Consider the following 18,866-nt stretch of genomic DNA (forward strand, 5'->3'; position numbering starts at 1 on the left):
CTCTAGGGGTGTCCTAATGTACCGTCAATGGAACAAATGGCTTAGGCGGTTGTTCTATCGGGAAAACACCGACTCGATCCGATTGCGCCCGCGCTGCTTGGCGAAATACAGCGCGCGGTCGCTGCGGCTGAGCGCCAGCTCTGCATCGGCGTCCAGCGTATGCATGGCGGCGATGCCGATGCTGACCGTCAGCGGTATGGGCCGTCCTTCCGCGGAAAATGGCGTGTCGGCGATGCGCCGCTGCACGTTCATGGCGAAGATCTGCGCGCGTTCGATGTCGGTGTCCGGCAGCACGACGGCGAACTCTTCGCCCCCGATGCGCCCCACCAGATCGGTCTCGCGCAGCTGGGCGCGCAGCATCTTCGCAAAATGCTGCAGCACCCCGTCGCCGATCGCGTGCCCCCAGGTGTCGTTGATGTGCTTGAAGTGGTCCAGGTCGCACATCAGCACCGCCGCGCAGCGGTTGCCGTGACCCTTGATCCGCGCAAGCTCGGCGGCGATGCGCGACATGAAATGGCGGCGATTGGGCAAGGTGGTCAGGGCATCGGTGGCGGCCAGCTCGCGCAGTTCGAATTCGGCGCGCTTGCGATCGGTAATATCGGTGACGAATCCATGCCAGACCACGCCGCCGTCCACATCGCGCCGCGGGCTGGCGTCGCCCTGGCGCCAGCGCACGCCTTGCAGCGGAAGGCAGACCCGGAACTCCAGATGCCATGGCGCCTGCGCCGCCGCCGCGGCCTTCAAGGACGAGTGATAGACGGCCAGATCGTCCGGGTGGACCCGCCGTTCGATGGCGGTGGTGCTGGCCCGCACGTCATCGGCCGTGAGCTCGAACATGTCCCAGATGCCGGCGCTGACATATGAGAACCACGACCCGCCCTCGGGCACGGGCCGGCACTGGAACACCAGGCCGGGCACGGCGTCGGTCAGGTTGACGACCAGGTCCGCCGTGCGCTGCAGGCGTTCCGACATGGCGCGCACCGCGCTGATATCGGTGGTGGTGCCCATCATGCGCAGCGCCCTGCCCGCCTCGTCGCGGCTGACGACCTTGCCGCGGCTGCAGATCCATTTGTAGCTGCCGTCCTTGCAGCGGATCCGGTGCTCGACCTCGTAGCTCTCGGTCTTGCCGTCGAAGTGGTCTTGCATGGTGGCGCGGACGTAATCCAGGTCGTCCGGATGCAAGCGCGTATAGGCGTCTTCGATGCGGGTGGAGAGTTCGGTTTCGCTGTAGCCCAGCAAGGCCTTCCAGCCCGGCGAGTAGGTGATCTCGCCCGTGACCACGTTGCGGTCCCAGACGCCCGTGCCGCTGCCGGCGATGGCCAGCGACAGCTTGCGGGCCTCGTCGCGCCAGCTGTCTTCATCCGCCCGGTCCAGCGCCAGCGCCTGGCGCTTTTCCACGGCCATGGCCGCCAGGCTGGCCAGATCCTGCAAGGCCAGGCGGTCTTCGTCGTTGAAAGCGCGCGCCTGGCCATGCAGCAGGCGGAATGTGCCCAATTGGCGGCCATCGGCGGCGCGCACGGGGCATTCGGCGGAAAAGGGGAAATCCGGGCTGACTGGCGGCGTCCCGGCTCGGGCCTGCCATACGCCGTCGGCGTCGGTGCAGGCCACCAGCGCCATGTCCACGCCGAACTGGCGCCTGGCCAGACGGGCCAGCTTGTCCAGGGGGCCGTCGGGTTCAGCCTGCATCCCGCCCGCGCCGTCGCCAGGCATTGGAGTTGGGGTGGCATCACCTGTAGCGGGCATTTCAGAACCTGATCAATACGGGATTCATCGGCACAGCCATGCCTAGGCCGTGGATGACATTTTGTCACGTTCCGCACCAAAATTGCATCATTTTGGAAGATATGATCGCAGCCCTATGACTCCCCCAATTTTCGTAACCTCATTGTGGTTGCGGCGCCTCTGGCTGTTGGCGCTGGCCGGCCTGCTTGCCCTCCAGCCCGGCCTGGCCGGCGCGCAGGTCTTCGACCGCCAAGCGGAGAATCAGCGCTACCAGCAATGGCTGCGCGATTTCAAGCAGGATCTCCTGCGCCTGCGCCAGTCGCCCGACCCGAAGCAGGCGGACGTCGACGCGCTCTTTGCCAACACCGTGGTGCCGGGGTCCCGCGCGACGGGGCTGGTCAAGGAGCTGGCCGCGGCCAAACCGGGCAGCACCAGCGGCGAAATCCACTTCGTGGGCATCCAGCGCGTTTTGCTGGGCGCCTTGTCCGACGCGGTCGTGGCCGGCGACGGCGGCATCTATCCGGACACGCAGGCGGCCTACCAGAAGGACGCATTGCGCGTGCGCTACATGCACGTGGACGGCGGCGGCCGGCTGGAGAGCCACTTCAGCGACCCCGAGGTCTTCAAACCCTACCGGTTGCCGGCTTCCGGCGTCTTCGCCCGCGACGCCTATCCCTTCCTGCTCTTCGAAGAGCGCGACGGCAAGCTGCGGCTGGGCGGCGTGTCCAGGGAGTTCTGGGATCTGGTGAGGTTCATGGATGCGCTGCAATATGCTTAAGCGACTGCCCTGCGCGGCGGCGCTGGCCGCTGCCCTGCACGCCGCCCCCGCGCTGTCCGCCTGCGGACCGGCCGACGCCGGCTTCGCCGCGCCCGGCACGCTTGTGGCCGTGCCCGTGTCCGTCGACTTGAGCGATGAGCGCGTCCTGCTGGGCCGTCATGGCGAACGCGTGGCCACGCGCCCCGATCCCGTCTGGCTGGACGACACCGGCGATCTGCTGCCGCGGACCTGGATGGACAAGGTGGACTGGTCCGCCTACCCGGTGGACGGCGGCGCCTTCACGCCCACCCGGCTCCAGTTCGACCCGGACGGCCGCCTGTGCCGCGTCGAACGCTACGAAAAACCCAGGCGCGGCGCCCCCGCGACCCGGCCTTCGGGCGGCTACGCGCTGGAGTACGACGCCGCGGGCGCGCTGTCTGGCGTTGCCAGATATGAGCTGGCGCCGGACGCGACGTACACGATCACGAGCCAGAACTGCCTGAAGCGCGATGCGCAGGGCGCCCTGGTCGAATTCACCGCGGACCGCTGTGACAATGCCAGGGATCCGGCCCTCGGCCGGCGTTTCGTGCGCAACGCCGCGGGCGGTCTGCTGCGGGTCATCGACACCTCCTCCCGTGGCGACCCCGTGGCGGTGCAGACCTATGGCGGCGACGGCCAGCCGCGCCAGCGCTATGTACACCAGCATTCCAGGTTCGTGATGCCGGGGGAAGGCAGCGGACCCTACTCCTACGCCGAGCCCGCTTCCCGGCAAGACCATCCGTACGTCCTGGAACGGGACCGGCTGTCGCGCCTGGCAGCCGAAGTGCCGGGCAACGAGTGGCGCATCGTGCGCATCTCCGACGAAGTGCCGCTGGACGCCGAAATGGGGTCCTGGGATCCGGAGAACCAGACGGTGCTGGCCCAAGGCCTGACCGGCCCGCGAGGCGAGGCGCCGCTCAAGCCCGAGACCCAGGAGCTGGTCTGGAAGGCCATGCATGAGAAGCCGGGCCGCATCTTCTGGTACTTCGACCCGATGAGCCGGGTGCTGCTGGTGCCGGCGATGACGCCAGCGGCGTGGCAGGCCTGCACGGATCCGGCGAACCTGAGCGAGCAGGCCTGCTCCTGACTCTCCACGCCGGGCTTTCCGCCCCGCCTCTCCGACCCTGACTTCCTGCGCCTGACGCGCGGCCCGTGACCCGCAGCCGCCGGGCCAGTCAGGCCGGCGCCTTGGGCCGCGTATCCACCGCCAGGCACAGCAGCGCCGTCAACAGGGCCAGGCCCACGTGCCCGATATACAGCGGCGAGAAATCGGCGTGGCTTACCGCGCCATGCCCCAGCAGCAGCACCGTGATCGCCACGCCCAGCACCCCGCCGATCTGGCGCGTGGCCTGGTTGACCGCGCTGCCCACGGCATAGTGCTGGGCAGGCAGCCGGTTCACCGCGGCGCCGGACAGGGACGGCAGCACCATGCCCACGCCGATTCCGCTGAGCAGCAGGCCGGGCAGCCATTCGCTCAGGTAGGCCGGTTCGGCGCCCGGCATCAGCAGGAACCACAGGCCGCTGGCCGCGTAGATCAGCGCGCCGCCCACCAGGAACGGCCGGTGCCCCATCCGCGCCGCCAGCCGGCCGGTGATGATTGCCGTGGGCATCACCAGAAGCGGACCGGGCGTGACGGCCAGTCCCGCGCGCGGCAGGCTGTAATGCCACACGCCCGTCATGTAGAAGAAGAAGGCGAAGAACATCATGGCGAACGCGATGCCGAAACTGAAGGTGGCCAGGTTCACGTAGCGATAGGTCCGGTGCTTGAACAGCGCCAGGTCCACCAGCGGATGCGGCGTGGCGCGCGCCCACGCCACGAAGGCGATCATCGAAATCACACCTACCGCGGCCACGACGATCAGTTCGCTGCGCTGCCAGGCCGGCGATTCGGACTGCACGATGGCCAGGGCCAGCGCGCCTACGCCCACGACCAGGAGCGCCATGCCCACCCCGTCCACCCTGCGCCTTGCCTCGGGCCGGACCGATTCCTTGAGCAGGCCGGCGCCGAACCACAGGGACAAGGCGCCTAGCGGCAGGTTGATATAGAACGCCCATGGCCAGCCCGCGACATCCACCACGAACGCGCCCAGGCTGGGTCCGACGGCCGCCGCCAGGCCGCCCACCGCGCCCCACAGGCTGACCGCCACCGCGCGTTGCGATGCCGGGAACGCCGCCAGCACGATCGACAGGGAGGCCGGCGTCAGCAAGGCCGCGCCGACCGCCTGCAACACGCGGGCGGCGATCAGCCACCCCTCGCTGCCGGCCAGCCCGCAAGCGGCCGATGCCGCCAGGAACAGCACCACGCCGCCCATGAACATGCGCTTGCGGCCGTGCGTGTCGGCCAGGCCGCCCGAGGGGATCAACATGGCGGCGAACACCACCGTATAGGCATTGAGCACCCACGACATGTCGGCGGCGGAGGCCTCGGGAAAGCCCTCGCGCAGCGCGCCGAACGCCGCGTACAGCATGGTGCTGTCCAGCGACACCAGGAATACGGCGATGCTGGCGACCCAGAAAACGGGCCAGGGAGACGCGGCGGCCGCCGGCGCGGCAACAGGCGGCGCGATGGCTGGCGGCACAACGGCGGGAGGCGTCGTGGCGGGAGTAGCGGTGGGATGCATGATGGCGCGCTCCGCGGACTTACAGATAGACCGCCGGGCTGGCGGACAGGCCCTGCTTGACCTGGCGCGTCTGCTCGTCGGCCAGCACCTCTTCCTCGCCGGCTTCCAGCGCGTCGAACGCCTGGCGCACGATGGCTTCCGGCGTGGACTTCGGCGCATCGATGCCCTTGGTCAGGTCGGTGTCCACAAAACCCATGTGCAGGCCCAGCACCTGGGTCTTCTGCGGGGCCAGTTCCCGGCGCAGCCCGTTGGTCAGCGCCCAGGCGGCGGACTTGCTCATGGCGTACACGCCCAGCAGCGGACCGTTGATCCAGCTGGCGATCGACAGCACGTTCAACACCGCGCCGCCGCCATTGGCGGCCAGCACCGGCGCGAAGGCCCGCGCGATCAGCAGCGGGCCAAACAGGTTGGTGTCCAGATGGCGGCGCGCCGATTCAACGCTGTCGGGCGCCAGAAAGCCGCCCGGCGCCGCAATGCCTGCGTTGTTGATGATCAGCGTCGCGTCCTTGGCCAGCGCCGCGACCGCGGCCACGTCGTCGGCGTTGGTCACGTCCAGCCTGACCGGCTCGACGCCCGCCAGCGTGATGCTGGACGGGTCGCGCGCGGCGGCATAGACCTTGCGGGCTCCGCGGGCCACCGCCTCGCGGGCAAAGGCCAGGCCCAGGCCGCGATTGGCCCCGGTGATGAGTACGACGGCGTTCTTGAGTTCCATGATGGGTATTCCTTGGTGCGACGGTTGTGCGGCGTATGCGCCTGGGTTTCCTGACTCACAAATATGATGATCATCATATTTGTGTCCGACAAAAAGGCCGCGCAAGACGGCCTTGGAAAAAACGTTCAGTGAGCCGGGCTGGCGCCCTCGTGGTCGTACTGGTCCAGGATCGCCTGGCGGGCCGACGCCAGCACGGCGTGTCCCTGGGCGTTGTCGCCCAGCGCGCGGGCCAGCTGCAAGGCCCCGACCAGCGTGCTGGTCACCGCCACCGCGGCGTGCTCGCCGGCGCTGGCGGGCAAGACCTTCTGGATGCCTTCCAGGAAACGCTGCACCCGGCTCGCGGCAACCGCGCGCACTTCGGGCGACTGGCGGGGAATCTCGGAGGCCACGGCGGAAACCGGGCATCCGCCCTCGCAGCCCCCAAGATGGGCTTCGCCCAGATAGGTCTCGACCCAGGCGCGCAACGGGCTGGCGCCTTCCGCGCGGCGGCGCGCCATGCCCTGCGACAGACGGGCGGCGCCATCCTGGCCGGCGCGATCCATCGCCGCCGCCAGCAGGGCGTCGCGGGACGGAAAATGCGCATAGAAGCCACCGTGGGTCAGGCCGGCTTCCTTCATGACGTCCGCCACGCCGACGCCCGAGTACCCCTCGCGCCGGATCGCGCGCGAAGCGGCGTCGACGATGCGTTCGTGGGACAGTTCCTTGCGGCGGGAGGCGGGCATGATCGCGGCACCTGAAATATGATGATCATCATATTAATGCCGCGATTATCCGGAATGCAAGCCCCGGCCCCGAATTTAATTCAGCGCCAGACCTCGGGCTCGACGCTGACCTCGCCCTTGTCGGCCGAGAAATACACGATGCCGTCCGAGATATTGGCGTTCAGCTGCATCGTACGCTCGGCCAGTTTGGCCAGCGCGCGCGACTGCTCCGACGGCAGGTTGATCACTTTCAGGTTGCGCGTGCGCTCCAGCTTGTTGCGCACCCCATCCCACCAGATCTTGCTGGCGGAGCCGCCATAGCAATACACGATGACCTCGTCGGCGCGGCCGCAGGCGCGCAGGATGCGGCGCTCTTCAGGCTGGCCCACTTCGATCCAGAGCTTGACCGCGCCGGTCAGGTCCTTGACCCACAGGTCCGGCTCGTCCGTGTCGCTCAGGCCCTTGGTGAACGACAGCTCCTCTTGCGCATGCAGGGCAAACGCAAGCAGGCGGACCATCATGCGCTCGTCCGTTTCGGAAGGATGGCGGGCCACCGTCAGCGTATGGCTGCCGTAGTAGTGGCGATCCGTGTCGGCGACGTTGAGTTCGGCCTTGTAGATAGTGGCGCGCAGGGCCATGGCAAAAATCCGTTGAAAATAGCGAATTGCGTGAAGGCCGCCATGATACCGCCTGTCGCGCCGCCCCCCTGCCTGGCGCCCGCTGCCGCCGGGCCGCGTTACACTTCCCGGGCGCCTGGATCCCACCCAACTTCGCCCCCCGACCATGACCGCCACCGCCGCCCTGCTCGCCTTCACCCTGGCCGCCGCCATCCTCACCATCACCCCCGGCCTGGACAACGCCCTGGTGCTGCGCACCGCCGCCGTCGAAGGCGGACGCCGCGCCCTCATGGCGGGCCTGGGCATCAGCGCCGGCTGCCTGCTCTGGGGCACCATCGCCGCGCTGGGCCTGGGATCCCTGCTGGCCGTCTCCACCTTCGCCTACGACGCGCTGCGCATCTGCGCGGCCATCTACCTGTTCTACCTGGGAGTCAAACTCCTGTGGCGCACCCTGCCCGGCCGCAAGACCGCCGCCGGCGCGGCCGGCATCCTGGCCGCCGCCGACCAGCCCGGCACCACCGGCACCGGCTGGTTCCTGCGCGGCTGCCTGACCAACGCCCTGAATCCCAAGGTCGGCGTCTTCTACATCACCTTCCTGCCTCAGTTCATCCCCGCGGGCACGGACGTGCTGCGCTTCAGCCTGCTGCTGGCCACGGTCCACGCCATCGTGGGCATGCTGTGGTTCGCCCTGCTCGTCGCCGCCACCCGCCCCCTGGCCCGCTGGCTGTCCCGCCCCGCCGTCACCCGCGGCTTGGACCAAGTGACCGGCGCCGTCTTCATCGCATTCGGCTTGAGGCTGGCCCTGGAAAAACGCTAGACGAAAAAAAAGCGCCCAAGGCGCCCGACACAAAAAACCAAAAACAAAAGAGCCAAAGCGCGCAGCGCAATCCCCACGACGCAAGCCCCCCATATGCCAAAGAAGGCCGCCCGCGCGGCCGCCTTTGGCGTCCCCGCAAGATCCTCCCCCACTCCCCCACCCGCTGCAAAAACGCCAAGCACCCCACCCGCCCCAAAGCCCTACACCGGCGGACGGTGGAGCGTCTGGCGGCGGGGCGGGGGTGAGCGAGGGGAGTCGATGCGCCCGAGGGAATCCGAAGGCAGCCGCCGCAGGCGGCAACGAGGATGACGAAGGGGTAGTCCGGAGCGAAGGCTCCGGACCGCAATCGTTGACCCTCGCTCACCCCCGCCCCGCCGCCAGACGCGGCCAAAAAACCCGAATCAGCAGCAGCAGCAGCAGCAGCAGCAGCGAAGACACCCCCCCTCACCCAGCCCGATCAATAAACCCCAATCGCATGCCGAGCCACAAAATGCCCATCCCCCACGGCAACCAAAGGCTCCACCAGCGGATCATCCCCCAGCTTGCGCATGGGACTGGGAATCTCATCCACCAGCAGCGACCGCTCCCGGTGCCGCCGCTGCGGATCCGCGATCGGCACCGCCGCCATCAGCTTCTTGGTATACGGATGCTGCGGGTTCTCGAAGATCGCCCGGCGCGGCCCGATCTCCACGATCTGCCCCAGGTACATCACCGCCACCCGGTGGCTCACGCGCTCCACCACCGCCATATCGTGCGAAATGAACAGGAACGACACGCCCAGTTCGCGCTGCAGATCCAGCAGCAGGTTCACGATCTGCGCCTGGATCGACACGTCCAGCGCCGACACGGATTCGTCCGCGATCACCACCTTGGGATTCAGGGCCAGCGCGCGCGCGATGCAGATGCGCTGGCGTTGCCCGCCCGAGAACTCGTGCGGATAGCGGTCGATCATTTCGGGCAGCAGCCCGCACTTGTCCATCAGCCAGCGCACGCGGTCCTGCGCCGCCTTGCCGCGCGCCACGTTGTGGATCAGCAGCGGCTCCATGATGGAATACCCCACCGTCATCCGGGGATCCAGCGACGCAAACGGATCCTGGAATATGAACTGGATGTGCTGGCGCAGCGTCTGCATCGCGCTGCCACGCAGCGCGCCGATGTTCTTGCCATCGAACTCGATCGAGCCGCTCTTGCTCTTGACCAGCTGCAGCAGCGAACGGCCCGTCGTCGTCTTGCCGCAGCCAGACTCGCCCACCAGCGACAGGGTTTCGCCGGGATACAGGTCAAAACTGACCTTCTCGACCGCATGAACGCGCTTCTGCACCCGGCCCAGAATCCCGCCGGTGATGTCGAAACTGGTGGTCAGGTCGCGCACCTTCAGCACCGGACCGTTCTCGCGGCGCACGGTGGACGCAGCCGCCACCGGCGTATCCACCAGCTTCGCGGGGTCCGCCACGCGGGCCGCTTCATCCAGCTTCAGCAGCGGGAACGGCGCCGGCTCGTCCGTGCCGTGCATCGCGCCCAGGCGCGGCACGGCCGAGAGCAAGGCGCGGGTATAGGCGTGCTGCGGACGCGCGAAGATCTCGTCCGAACCGCCCTCTTCCACCTTGTCGCCGCGGTACATCACCAGCACGCGGTCGGCCACCTCGGCCACCACGCCCATGTCGTGCGTGATGAAGATCACGCCCATGTCCATTTCTTCCTGGAGCTGGCGGATCAGCTGCAGGATCTGGGCCTGGATGGTGACGTCCAGCGCCGTGGTCGGCTCGTCCGCGATCAGCAGCTGCGGCTTGCAGGACAGAGCCATCGCGATCATCACGCGCTGGCGCATGCCGCCCGACAACTGGTGCGGATAGCGGTCCAGGATGGCGCGCGCCTCGGGGATGCGCACCCGCTCCAGCATGCGCAGCGTTTCCGCGCGCGCGCCGGCGGCGTCCAGCCCCTGGTGCAGCTGCAGGGCCTCGGCAATCTGGTTGCCGGCCGTGAAGCTGGGGTTCAAGGACGTCATCGGCTCCTGGAAGATCATGGCCACGTCGGCGCCGCGCACGCGTTGCAGCGTGGTGTCCTGCGCGTTGGCCAGGTCCAGCACATCGCCGCTGCGCCGGCGCAGCAGCATGCCGCCATTGACGATCCTGCCGCCGCCATACTCGACCAGGCGCATCAGCGCCAGCGAGGTCACGGACTTGCCCGAACCGGACTCGCCCACGATGGCCAGGGTTTCGCCGCGGTCAACGTGGAAGGAGACGTTGCGCACCGCTTCCACCGTGCGCTCGGGCGTCTTGAAGCGCACGGTCAGGTCATTGACCTGCACGACGCGTTTGGGGTCCATTGTTGCCATAGTGATTACTTTTCCTGACGCGGATCGAGCGCATCGCGCAGCCCGTCGCCCAGCAGATTGAAGCCCAGCACCACCAGGAAGATGGCCGACCCGGGGAAGATCGACATCCAGGGCGCCTGGGTCATGAAGTTCTTGGCCGTGTTCAGCATCGAGCCCCACGACGGCGTGGGCGGCTGCAGCCCCAGTCCCAGGAAGGACAGGCTGGCCTCGGCGATGATGGCCGTGGCGATGGTGATCGTGGCCTGCACGATCAGCGGGGGCATCACGTTGGGAAACACGTGCCGGCCGATGATGCGCAGGTCGGACGCGCCCAGCGCGCGGGCGCTCTGGACATAGTCTTCGTTCTTGACCGCCAGCACCTGCCCGCGCGTCAGGCGCACGAACTTGGGCGCGGCGGACACGCCGATGGCGATCATCGCATTGGTCAGGCTGGGCCCCAGGAACGCGGCCAGCGCGATGGCCAGGATCAGGAACGGAATCGCCAGCAGCGCCTCGGTGGCGCGCGAGATGATGCTGTCGGTCCAGCCGCCGAAATAGCCGGCGGCCAGGCCGAACGGCACGCCCACGACCAGCGCGATCAGCACCGACACCAGGCCGGCCATCAGCGACGCGCGGGCGCCGTAGACCATGCGGCTGAAGATGTCGCGGCCCAGTTCGTCCGTGCCCAGCCAGTAGGACGCCGACGGCGCCTTGCGGATGGTGGTGAAGCTGGTCTGCAGGGGATCATGGTTGGCGATCAGCGGGGCCAGGACGGCCAGCAGAACAAAGAACAGCACGATGCCCAGGCCGAGCATCGCAATGTGGTTGCGCTTGAATTTGCCCCAGGCGCGATTGCGGCTGCGGGGCGGCGTGATGACGGCTGCGGCCGTTGCAGGAATTGCGCTCATGAGTGCCTCAGGCGGGGATTGACCAGGATGTACAGGATGTCGGCCAGCAGGTTCATCAGGATGAAGCCCACCGCCACGCAGAGCACCACGCCCTGCACCACCGCGTAGTCGCGCGTGAAGACGGCGTCGACCACCAGCTTGCCGAAGCCCGGAATCGTGAAGACCTGCTCGGTCAGCACGGCGCCCGCCAGCAGTTCGCCGAACAGCAGGGTCACCAGCGTGACGATGGGCATCAGCGCATTGCGCAAGGCATGGCGCAGCACCACGCGGCGCGGCGAAACGCCCTTGGCGCGGGCCGTGCGCACATAGTCCGCCGACAGCGCCTCCAGCATGGACGAGCGCGTGTGCCGCATCAGGTAGGCCGCGATCGCGGTGGACAGCACCAGCGAAGGCATCAGCATGGTCTTGATCGACAGCCAGAAGTCCTCGGATGGCGACACATAGCCCGAGGCCGGCAGCAGCTTCCACTGCACCGACACGACCATGATCAGGATGATCCCCAGCCAGAAGTTGGGGATGGACATGCCGGACAGCGCGGCGATGTTGGCGCCCATTTCAACGGGCTTGCCCTTGCGTACGGCGGCGATGATCCCCATCGGTATGCCCACCAGCAGCGCAAAGAACATGGCCATGGCGGCCAGCTGCAAGGTCACGGGAAGCTTCTGCGCGATCAGCGTCGTGACGGGCACGTCGGTGCGCAGGGACTTGCCCAGGTCGCCTTGCAGGACTTGTCCGGCCCAGGCCGCGTATTGCATGGGCAGCGGGTCGTTCAGGCGGTATTTGTCGCGCAGGTAATCCAGGACGGCCGGGTCGCGCTCTTCGCCGGCCAGGGTCAGGACCGGATCGCCGGGCAGGATTTTCTGCAGCATGAAGACGATCATCGACACCAGTATCAGTGTCGGTATCGCGACGATCACGCGGCGCAAGATGAGTTTAAGCATGTGGGAAACCGTAAGACAGGAACGACGGACAGTGCCGGCCGGACTTGGCGCGACACGCGCCCGTCGCAAAGAACGACCGGACGCGCAAGGCGCGTCCGGCCAGCGCGGCGGAAAACCGCCGCGCCATTATCACTTCTGTGCGAACGTCACGCCCTTCAGGCGGATCATGCCGTCCGGGTAAGGCGTGAAGCCCTTGACCTTCTTGCCCATCACGAACGGCCACGGCTGATAGTAGTTGTACACGCCGGGCAATTCTTCCTGGATGATGGCCTGGGCCTGATCGTAGATGGCGCGGCGCTTGGTCTCGTCGGGCACGGTGCGGGCCTGGTTCAGGAGCTTGTCCAGTTCCGGGTTGCAGTAGTGGCCGTCGTTCAGCGCGCCCTTGCAGGTCACGAAGGCATGGACGTTGCCGTCGGGATCGACCCGGCCGGACCAGCCCAGCATCACGATCTGGAAGTTGCCGCCCGAGGCTTCCTTTTGCAGCGCCGCGTATTCCGTGGGGCGCAGGGACAGGTCAAAGCCCGCGTCCGCTCCCATGGCCTGGACGATTTCCGCGATGGACGAGGTGGTGGTGTTGTTGCCGAACACCAGCTCGGCCTTCACGCGGTCAAAGCCGGCTTGCTTGAGCAGGGCCTTCGCCTTGGCCGGGTCGCGCTTGGTCACCGGGAACTTGTCGCTGTGGTAGGGGCTGGCGGGCGGGAACGGCTGCTGGGCCGGTTCGAAAATGCCGCCGCCGGCCACTTCGTTGATGGCGTTGCGGTCCAGCGCAAGCTGGAACGCCTGGCGCACCAGCTTGTTCTTGAACGGGTTGTCTTCGGCGCGCTTGCCGTTGTCCACGTTGAACATGAACTGCTGGAAGCCCAGGCCCGCGACCGGCGCGAACGTCAGGCTGGCGTCGTTCTTGACCTGCGGGGCGTCCGAGGGATTCAGGCGCTCCAGCATGTCCAGGTCGCCGGCGCGCAGGTTGGACAGGCGCACGGTGGTGTCGGGGATGGGCAGGAAGGTCAGGCGCTTGAAGGCGTAGTCCTTCGCGTCGTAGTACTGGTCGAACTTGTCGAGCACGATGCGGTCGTTCTGGATGCGTTCGACGAACTTGTACGGCCCCGAGCAGACGGGCTTGCGGCCCACGGCGGCCACGTCGTCCGAGAAGGTCTTGGGCGACAGCATCATGCCGGCGCGGTCGGACAGCTGGGCAAGCAAGGTCGCGTCCGGTTCCTTCAGGGTCAGCACCAGCGTGCCGGCGTCCGGCGCGTCAACCTTGGCCACCGAGCGCAATTCGCCCTTGCGCAGGCTGTCGGGCAGGCTCATGGCGCGTTCCAGGTTGGCCTTGGCCGCGGCCGCGTCGAACTTGCTGCCGTCATGGAACAGCGCGTCCTGGCGCAGCTTGAAGGTCAGCACCTTGTTGTCGTCGCTGAATGACCATGAGGTGGCCAGCTGCGGCACGAAGTGCAGCTTGGGATCGATGTCCACCAGCTTGTCGCACAGCGACGTGAACACGATGCGGCCGACATAGGTGCGGGCGCGGTGCGGATCCAGCACGTCCGGATCTTCCTGCAGGCCGATCCGGATGTTCTGGGCGCTCGCGGCGCCCGCGGCCAGCGCCAGGAGGCTGGCGCCGAAGGTCAAGGTCAAGCGTTTCATTGTGTTTATTCCCCTTGTTTACTGCATTGCCGGATGATCAGAAGCCCACCGCCTGGCCGTCGCGCCGGCTGTCGCTGGCGGCGACATAGCCCAGTTCGTTGTCGTTCTCGGACATGCGCCAGATGAATTGGCCGGCGCCAAAGTCCATGTAGGGATCGTCAACGGACTTCAAAGCATGCCCGAGGTCCTTCAGGCCCGCAATGGTAGAAGCCTTCATATTGGTCTCGATATCCAGCGTGAAGTCGCGGTTGACCTTCCAGCGCGGCGCGCAGCACGCGGCCTGCGGGTTCTGGTGGTAGTCGATCATGCGGACCACGGTCTGCATGTGGCCTTGCGGCTGCATGTCGCCGCCCATCACGCCAAAGCTCATGACCGGCTTGCCGCCGCGGGTCAGGAAGCCCGGAATGATGGTGTGGAACGGGCGCTTGCCGCCTTCGACCACGTTGGCCGACTTGGGATCCATCGAGAAACCCACGCCGCGGTTCTGCATGCTGATGCCCGTGCCGGGCACGACCACGCCCGATCCGAAGCCCATGTAGTTGGACTGGATGAACGAGATCATCATGCCGTTTTCATCGGCGGCCGTCAGGTAGATGGTGCCGCCGGCGTGCGGACGGCCGGCTTCGAAATGCGTGGCCTGGTCCAGGCGGATCAGCTTGGCGCGGCTGTCCAGGTAGGCGTCCGACAGCATCTGCTCGGGGGTGATCTGCATGGAGCGCGGGTCCGCCACGTACTTGTACAGGTCGGCGAACGCCAGCTTCATCGCTTCGATCTGGATGTGCTGGGACTGCACCGAATCCACCGGAATATCAGACATATCGAAGCGCTCGACGATGCCCAGCGCGATCAGCGCGGCGATGCCCTGGCCGTTCGGCGGGATCTCGTGCAGCTCGTAGCCGCGGTAGGACTTGGAGATGGGCTTGACCCATTCCGGGCGATAGCCGCGCAGGTCTTCCAGCGTCATCGCGCCGCCGCATTCCTTGCTGAAGGCGGCGATGCGCTCGGCCAGTTCGCCTTCATAGAAGTCGCGGCCCTTGGATTCGGCGATGCGGCGCAGCGTGTTGGCCGCGTCCGGGAAGCGGAAGTGCTCGCCGACCTTGGGCGCGCGGCCCTCGGGCAGGAAGGCCTGGGCATAGCCGGGCTGCGACTTCAGTTCTTCGGCGGCGGCGGCCCACTTGTGCGCCACCACCGGCGGCACGGCGTAGCCGCGCTCGGCGATTTCGATGGCGGGCTCAAACAGTTGCTCGAACGGCAGCTTGCCCAGCTTTTCGTGCAGCGCGGCCCAGCCGGCCACCACGCCCGGCACGGTCACGGCGTCCCAGCCGCGCTTGGGCTGGATGGCCAGGCCGTCGGGGCCGGTGCCGTACTTGCGCTTGAAGTATTCGGTGTTCCACGCGGCGGGCGCCACGCCCGACGAGTTCAGTCCGTGCAATTCCTTGCCGTCCCAGACGATGGCGAAGCAGTCGCCGCCCAGGCCGCAGGAGACCGGTTCGACCAGGACGATCGTGGCTGCTGCCGCGATGGCGGCGTCCACGGCGTTGCCGCCCTTGAGCAGCATGCGCAGCCCCGCCTGAGCCGCCAGCGGATGCGACGTGGAGACCACGTTGCGGGCAAACAGCGGGATGCGGACGGAAGGGTACGGGTTGCCCCAGTCGAAGGATTTCATGTGGCTTGCCTCATAAGGTTAAGCGGGCGAAGTTACTCTCGTGCTCTAATTAAATCAATTTGATTTTTTGTTCCGTCATAAAAGAAAATTTTATGAGTACGATCCGTTTTCTGCGCACGTTTCTGGCCGTCGCCCACCATGGTTCTTTTTCGGAAGCGGCCGAACAGGTGGCCCTCACGCAGGCCGCCGTCAGCTTCCAGATGCGCTCGCTGGAGGCCGAACTGGGACGCGAGTTGTTCGACCGCAGCGGCCGGCTTGCCATTCTTAACGCAGCCGGACGGGAATTACTACCTGAAATCAAACACTTGCTCGATTTATACGACAAGATGAGGTTACCCAGCACCGTGCCGGGCGAGCTGGCGGGATCCGTCTCGGTCGGCAGCATCGTGTCCTGCATGGGCACCCTGTCCAAGGTGATCTCGGGACTGAAAAAGGCGCATCCCAAGCTGGACGTGCGCATCCTGTCGGGCAAGGCCAGCGAACTGGCGGGCAAGGTGGAAGACGGGGAACTGGATGCGGCGTTCCTGGTGGAAGCCGGCCGCAAGATGGCCAGCACGCGCTGGACCCCGCTATATGAAGAGCAGCTGGTCGTGATCGCGCCGCGCTCGGCGGTTGGCGAGGACGCCCGCCAGGTGCTGGCGGGCAATCCCTTCCTGCGCTTTGACCGCACCCAGCGCACCGGCCTGCAGATCGACCGGCTGCTGCGGCGGCTGGGGGTGCCGCTCAATGAATTCCTGGAACTCAACGCCATCGAGACGCTGGTGGAACTGGTCCGCCAGGAGGTCGGCGTGACCCTGCTGCCCCTGATCAACGGCTCGAACTGGCAGCACAGCCCGGAATTGCGGATCCTCTACCTGCCGCAAGACCTGGGCCCGCTGTCCCGCTCCATCGGCATGCTGGAGCGGCGCGAGCATGCGCGGCAAAGCATCACGGCGGCGATCTGCGTAGCGTGCGCCACGGCATTCCGCGCACGCGAACCGCAAGCCGCCGCCTAGATCCTTATTCGCCCATCGCCGGATCGGTCACGGACGGCTGTCCGGTCTCGACACGCCCGGCGTAGCGGCGCAGCCAGGACGGGTTCTCGGCCAGGCGCACCGTAAAGTCGTACCAGGCATGGCTGCCCGCCAGGGCCCAGTGCTGCTCGACCTGCCCGCCTGCCGGCACCGTGAAGGACCAGCGCTCGTGATTGGCGTAGTAGGCGTTGGGCGTAACTTCAAAGGTGCAAGGCGCCTTGCCGCTGTTGATAAAGCTGACATAGATATCGCCATTGGCGATGTCGTAGCAGACGCGGACCTCGGCGTCCTGCTGCGAGGTCCTGTCCAGCGCCAGGTCGCCCGCGAAGTGGCGGTGATAGCCGTTGGGGCCCAGCACCCACAGGTCGTACTTGCCGCCGTCGGCCGCCGTATCCCAGCTGCCTTCCAGCTGCTTGCCGGCTTCCACCGTGTAGCGGCGCGGCAGGCGGTCCAGGTGCAGGCGGTCATAGACATGGAACACCGCCGCCTGTTTGCCCGTGTTGGAAAACACCAGCCACATATTGCCCGTGCTGGGCTGGCTGCGGCCGCTGGTGTGCAGCTCGTAAGGCAGGGCGCGCGAATAGCGCACGCCCTTTTCCTGCACCGGCTTGGCCTGGGTAGAGGGATCCGGCAGCGGCACGGCGGTCAGCGCTTCCTGGGCGGCGCGTTCCGAATCCGAACCCGATCGGGTCAGCTTGTTCAGGTCGGGCAGCTTTTCGCCGTTGGGCGTGGCGAAGTTGAAGGCCGAAGTCAGGTCGCCCAGCACGGCGCGGCGCCACGGGCTGATGTTCTCTTCCTTGACGCCAAAGCGGGCTTCCAGGAAGCGCAGCACGGACGTGTGGTCAAAGGCCTGGGAGTTGACCCAGCCGCCCCGGCTCCACGGCGACACCACGTACATCGGCACGCGCGGGCCCGGGCCGTAGACGCGGTTGTCGGCGATGTCCTGGGCGGAGGCGTGCGTGTGGCGTTCCAGGTCGGTGTTGACCGTGGACGCGCCCGCCATCGAGCCGTCGGGGTTCAGCGACGGCGCCGCGGGCGTGGGCACATGGTCGAAGTAGCCGTCGTTCTCATCGAAGTTGATCAGCAGGACAGTCTTGCTCCAGACCTCCGGATTGGCCGTCAGCGCATCCAGCGTTTCCTGGATGTACCAGGCGCCCTGGATGGGGCTGGACGGGCCGGGATGCTCCGAATAGGTCGCGGGCGCCACGATCCACGACACCTGCGGCAGCGTGCCGTTCATCGCGTCGTCGCGCAGGGACTGCAGGAAGCCGCCGTCCGGCATGGTGTTGGCCGTGCCCTTGTAGAGCGGGTTGGCGCCATCCATGCTGGGCGTCCAGGCCGGGTACGGCGCGCCATTGGTGCCGTTGCCGGCCAGGTCGTTGGCGCGGCGGTATTGCCGGAAGCCCGCCAGCGGGTTGTCGCCGAAATTCTCGGGCAGGTTCTGGTAGACCTTCCAGGTCACGCCATTTTCCTGCAGGCGCTCCGGATAGGTCTTCCAGGTCCAGCCGATGGACGAGTCGCCCAGGCTGTCCCACTGGTTGCGGGTGGACGGGCCGTTGCCCTGCGCCAGCGGATCGTTGGTACCGGTCCAGTGGAACAGGCGGTTGGTGTTGGTGCCGCCGTGGGTGGAGCAGTGATAGGCGTCGCACAGCGTGAAGGCGTCGGCCAGCAAGAACTGGAACTCCACCTCTTTCTGGCGGTAATAGCCCATGGACTGATTCTGCTTGTAGCGCGGCCATTGGTACATGCGGCCGTCGTCCCAGGCCATCTGTGCATCCAAATAGTCATGCGGCGTGCCGGCCACGCGCTGGGCGTTGCCCTGCGTGCTGTCCAGGTGATACGGCATCACCACGCGCGTGCCGTTGGTCTGTTCCCATACCGAGCGGTTCTGCGGCAGCGGAATGGTGATGCGGTCGCCAAAGCCGCGCACGCCCTTGAACGTGCCGAAGTACATGTCGAACGAGCGGTTCTCCTGCATCAGGATGACCACGTGCTCGACGTCGTTGATCGTGCCGGTGCGATTGTTGGCCGGAATGGCCAGCGCGCGGCGGATGGCCGGCGGGAACATCGACAGCGCGGTCAGGCCCGCGGTGGAGGCTGCCGCGTTGCGCAGGAAGCGGCGCTTGCCGGCGTGGATCGGATCTTTTTCGGACTTCACGGATTTTTTTCCTATGGATCTACAGGGAGCGGCTCAAGGCGCGCAACGCAGTTCGGGCTTGGCCGGCGTGGGCGGCACGGGAGTCGGCGTTTCGGGCTGACCGCCGTTGTCGGGCGGGCTGCTGCTGTCGCTGTCGTCGCCACCGCAGGCGGCCAGCGTGGCGGTCAGCATCAGCACCGCGCCAGCGCGCAGGAAACCGCGCAAGATCATGGACTTACTCATGGTTTTTCTATCCTAGG

General features: G+C 67.0%; 16 protein-coding genes. 4 read left to right on the plus strand and 12 right to left on the minus strand.

Translation table 11 applies throughout. The annotated features are described in order from the left end of the window. Nucleotides 1-54: 54 nt before the first annotated feature. Nucleotides 55-1,686, minus strand: coding sequence for a sensor domain-containing diguanylate cyclase (locus tag HLG70_RS10565; protein ID WP_234103047.1), 1,632 nt, complete (start codon nt 1,684-1,686; stop codon nt 55-57). A 172-nt stretch (nt 1,687-1,858) separates the two neighbouring features. Here HLG70_RS10565 and HLG70_RS10570 point away from each other — a divergent pair, with 172 nt between their 5' ends. Both HLG70_RS10570 and HLG70_RS10575 read left to right on the plus strand, forming a co-directional pair. Further along, entirely contained in the window at nt 1,859-2,500 is a 642-nt protein-coding gene (locus tag HLG70_RS10570) for a hypothetical protein (RefSeq protein WP_171661669.1), read from the plus strand. After that, nucleotides 2,493-3,605, plus strand: coding sequence for a hypothetical protein (locus HLG70_RS10575; protein ID WP_171661670.1), 1,113 nt, complete (start codon nt 2,493-2,495; stop codon nt 3,603-3,605). Before HLG70_RS10570 ends, HLG70_RS10575 begins: the two co-directional genes overlap by 8 nt. Before the next feature lie 88 nt (nt 3,606-3,693). On the opposite strand, the gene HLG70_RS10580 is transcribed toward HLG70_RS10575, so the two are convergent. The 4 genes from HLG70_RS10580 to HLG70_RS10595 all read right to left on the minus strand — a co-directional run bounded on the left by HLG70_RS10580 (nt 3,694) and on the right by HLG70_RS10595 (nt 7,190). Further along, nucleotides 3,694-5,139: a DHA2 family efflux MFS transporter permease subunit gene (locus HLG70_RS10580; protein ID WP_171661671.1), complete on the minus strand. Its 1,446-nt coding sequence runs from the start codon at nt 5,137-5,139 to the stop codon at nt 3,694-3,696. 19 nt (nt 5,140-5,158) lie between these two features. Continuing rightward, the gene (locus tag HLG70_RS10585; protein WP_171661672.1) at nt 5,159-5,851 is read right to left on the minus strand and encodes an SDR family oxidoreductase; all 693 of its coding nucleotides are present in this window, start codon (nt 5,849-5,851) and stop codon (nt 5,159-5,161) included. Between the two features lie 125 nt (nt 5,852-5,976). Then, nucleotides 5,977-6,573 (minus strand): TetR/AcrR family transcriptional regulator, encoded by a 597-nt coding sequence (locus tag HLG70_RS10590; RefSeq protein ID WP_171661673.1) that lies wholly within the window; start codon nt 6,571-6,573, stop codon nt 5,977-5,979. Nucleotides 6,574-6,653: 80 nt separating this feature from the next. Next, nucleotides 6,654-7,190, minus strand: a complete 537-nt coding sequence (locus HLG70_RS10595; RefSeq protein WP_171661674.1) for a YaeQ family protein — start codon at nt 7,188-7,190, stop codon at nt 6,654-6,656. A 145-nt stretch (nt 7,191-7,335) separates the two neighbouring features. Between HLG70_RS10595 and HLG70_RS10600 the strand changes: the two genes are divergently transcribed. Further along, nucleotides 7,336-7,986, plus strand: a complete 651-nt coding sequence (locus HLG70_RS10600) for a LysE family translocator (RefSeq protein WP_171661675.1) — start codon at nt 7,336-7,338, stop codon at nt 7,984-7,986. Between the two features lie 457 nt (nt 7,987-8,443). Here HLG70_RS10600 and HLG70_RS10605 read toward each other — a convergent pair whose 3' ends face one another. The 5 genes from HLG70_RS10605 to ggt all read right to left on the minus strand — a co-directional run bounded on the left by HLG70_RS10605 (nt 8,444) and on the right by ggt (nt 15,456). Continuing rightward, the gene (locus HLG70_RS10605; RefSeq protein ID WP_171664666.1) at nt 8,444-10,312 is read right to left on the minus strand and encodes a dipeptide ABC transporter ATP-binding protein; all 1,869 of its coding nucleotides are present in this window, start codon (nt 10,310-10,312) and stop codon (nt 8,444-8,446) included. 14 nt (nt 10,313-10,326) lie between these two features. Beyond that, nucleotides 10,327-11,208: a nickel transporter permease gene (gene nikC, locus HLG70_RS10610; RefSeq protein WP_171664362.1), complete on the minus strand. Its 882-nt coding sequence runs from the start codon at nt 11,206-11,208 to the stop codon at nt 10,327-10,329. Further along, nucleotides 11,205-12,149, minus strand: a complete 945-nt coding sequence (locus HLG70_RS10615; RefSeq protein WP_171664363.1) for an ABC transporter permease — start codon at nt 12,147-12,149, stop codon at nt 11,205-11,207. The genes nikC and HLG70_RS10615 overlap by 4 nt, the downstream gene beginning before the upstream one ends. 129 nt (nt 12,150-12,278) lie before the next feature. Then, nucleotides 12,279-13,790 carry an ABC transporter substrate-binding protein gene (locus tag HLG70_RS10620; RefSeq protein ID WP_171664364.1) on the minus strand — a complete coding sequence of 504 codons (1,512 nt, stop codon included), beginning with the start codon at nt 13,788-13,790 and terminating at the stop codon, nt 12,279-12,281. A 37-nt stretch (nt 13,791-13,827) separates the two neighbouring features. Then, nucleotides 13,828-15,456 carry a gamma-glutamyltransferase gene (gene ggt / locus HLG70_RS10625; RefSeq protein ID WP_171664365.1) on the minus strand — a complete coding sequence of 543 codons (1,629 nt, stop codon included), beginning with the start codon at nt 15,454-15,456 and terminating at the stop codon, nt 13,828-13,830. 92 nt (nt 15,457-15,548) lie between these two features. Between ggt and HLG70_RS10630 the strand changes: the two genes are divergently transcribed. Next, complete coding sequence (locus HLG70_RS10630) at nt 15,549-16,451, plus strand: LysR family transcriptional regulator (RefSeq protein WP_171664366.1); 903 nt, start codon at nt 15,549-15,551, stop codon at nt 16,449-16,451. A 4-nt stretch (nt 16,452-16,455) separates the two neighbouring features. Here the strand turns inward: HLG70_RS10630 and HLG70_RS10635 are convergent, their stop codons facing one another. Next, nucleotides 16,456-18,627 (minus strand): phosphocholine-specific phospholipase C, encoded by a 2,172-nt coding sequence (locus tag HLG70_RS10635; RefSeq protein ID WP_171664367.1) that lies wholly within the window; start codon nt 18,625-18,627, stop codon nt 16,456-16,458. A 33-nt stretch (nt 18,628-18,660) separates the two neighbouring features. Then, on the minus strand, nt 18,661-18,849 hold the full coding sequence (locus tag HLG70_RS10640; protein WP_171664368.1) for a hypothetical protein: 189 nt from the start codon (nt 18,847-18,849) through the stop codon (nt 18,661-18,663). Nucleotides 18,850-18,866: the final 17 nt, after the last annotated feature.

It is taken from the genome of Achromobacter deleyi (genome assembly GCF_013116765.2).
In the GTDB taxonomy this organism is placed as follows: domain Bacteria; phylum Pseudomonadota; class Gammaproteobacteria; order Burkholderiales; family Burkholderiaceae_B; genus Achromobacter; species Achromobacter deleyi_A.